A 1,622-nucleotide genomic window follows, 5' to 3' on the forward strand; every position below is an offset into this window, starting at 1 on the left:
CGTGCGGCCGAGGTAGACCCCCGGGAGGTCTACCTCGCGCGCACGGGTCTACCTCGGCGACCGCAGTTCAGTGCACTCAGTGGAGCAGCGACTTCAACCCGATGATCAGCAGCCCGAACGCACCCGCGATCACCGTCTCGAGCGTCAACGCCCACCCCCGCACACCGGCCCGGTGCGACGCGAGGTGCCCGACCACCCCCAGCATCAGCACCGTGAACCACAGTGCGACCAGGGCGGAGTCAGCCACCCCCAGCCGGAGCACGCGCCCGACGAGGAAGACCACGAGCGCCGGGACCCCGCCGATCAGGACCCACACCTCCTCCGAGGAGGCCAGCCTCAGACGCTGGATGATCGAGTGGTCGGCGTCGCGGAACCGGCCCCCCAGCGCCGACACGTAGACGTGCGCCGCCCAGTAGATGATCAGGACGCCCGCGACCGCGAGGACCACGAAGTCGCTCGATGCGTCGTGCGTGCTCGACACCGCGAGCATGAACCCCGCGACGATGGCCCCGTAGAGGAAGTCCGCCGGGCCACCGCGCGAGAACCGCTCGCTCCACGCGTCCCTCTGGGCATGATGGTCGACGCTCTTCCACGAGCGCGCCGCGCCGCCCTCGACGCGTTCCTCGTCGGGACCGCCCGTCCCGGCCTCGTCGCCGTCCGTCATCCGCGTCGCCTCTCGGTCGTCCCCACCTGCCGCCGCCTCTCTCGTCACTGTAGCGACGCCGTCGGGCCTCCCGCGCGGCGACCTCCCGCCGACCACCTGACGAACGCAGCGCGCCCACCCTCCCTCGCCGCTCCTCCCCCGCCGCGCACGCCGTGTAGCGTCCCGTCCATGAGTGCCGCACGAAGCAACACGCACGCGCAGGCGGTGGACGCGGCGATCGAGCTGTTCACCCGCAAGGGCTACGAGCAGACGACCGTCGAGGACATCGCCGACGCCGCGCAGATCAGCCGGGCCACGTTCTTCCGCCGTTTCCGCTCCAAGGAGGACGTGGTCTTCGCGGACCACGAGCTGCTCCTGGACGCCGTGGTGGTCCTCCTCGGGGAGACCCGGCCCGCCGCCCGCGGCGTCACCCCCGAGGAGCTCGAGAACGTCGACCCGTACGTCGAGGTGTGCAAGGCGGCACGGCTCGTGTTCGACCACCACGTGGGCCAGCGCGAGACGTCGGTCGCGCGGCACCGCCTCCTGCAGGACGTGCCGGCGCTGCGCGACCGCGAGCTCGTGACCACGCACCGCTACGAGCGCGCGTTCACGTCCTACCTGCGCGACTCGCTGCCCGCGGACACCCGCAACTCGACCGCGTCGGTCGCGTTCGCGGCATCGGTCGTCGCGGTGCACAACGCGATCCTGCGCCGCTGGCTGCGCGACCCCGACCAGGACCTGCGCCCCGAGCTCGAGGAGGCGTTCGCGGACCTGCGCCGCGCGGCCCGCAACCCCGTCGGCCCGACGGCGGAGCCCGCCACGGCGTCCCCGTCGCCTGCGCGCGGCTCGGGGGACGGCGTCGCGCGGACCGGTGACGCGCCGGCCCGGCGCGTCGTCGTGACCGTGCTCGACGCGGATGCCGACCCCGACGAGGTCGCGCGAGCGGTCCGCGACGCGTTGAGGGCGTGGTTGGGGGGGG

At 73.3% G+C, this 1,622-nt stretch carries 2 protein-coding genes; one reads left to right on the plus strand and one right to left on the minus strand.

The features are described from left to right. Window positions 1-76: 76 nt before the first annotated feature. Complete coding sequence (locus H9652_RS16570; protein ID WP_191797439.1) at window positions 77-664, minus strand: hypothetical protein; 588 nt, start codon at window positions 662-664, stop codon at window positions 77-79. Window positions 665-832: 168 nt separating this feature from the next. Here H9652_RS16570 and H9652_RS16575 point away from each other — a divergent pair. Beyond that, the coding region (locus H9652_RS16575; protein WP_191797483.1) for a TetR/AcrR family transcriptional regulator at window positions 833-1,622 on the plus strand (790 nt) is incomplete at its 3' end.

The sequence above is a fragment of the Oerskovia rustica genome, assembly GCF_014836555.1.
GTDB lineage: Bacteria > Actinomycetota > Actinomycetes > Actinomycetales > Cellulomonadaceae > Oerskovia > Oerskovia rustica.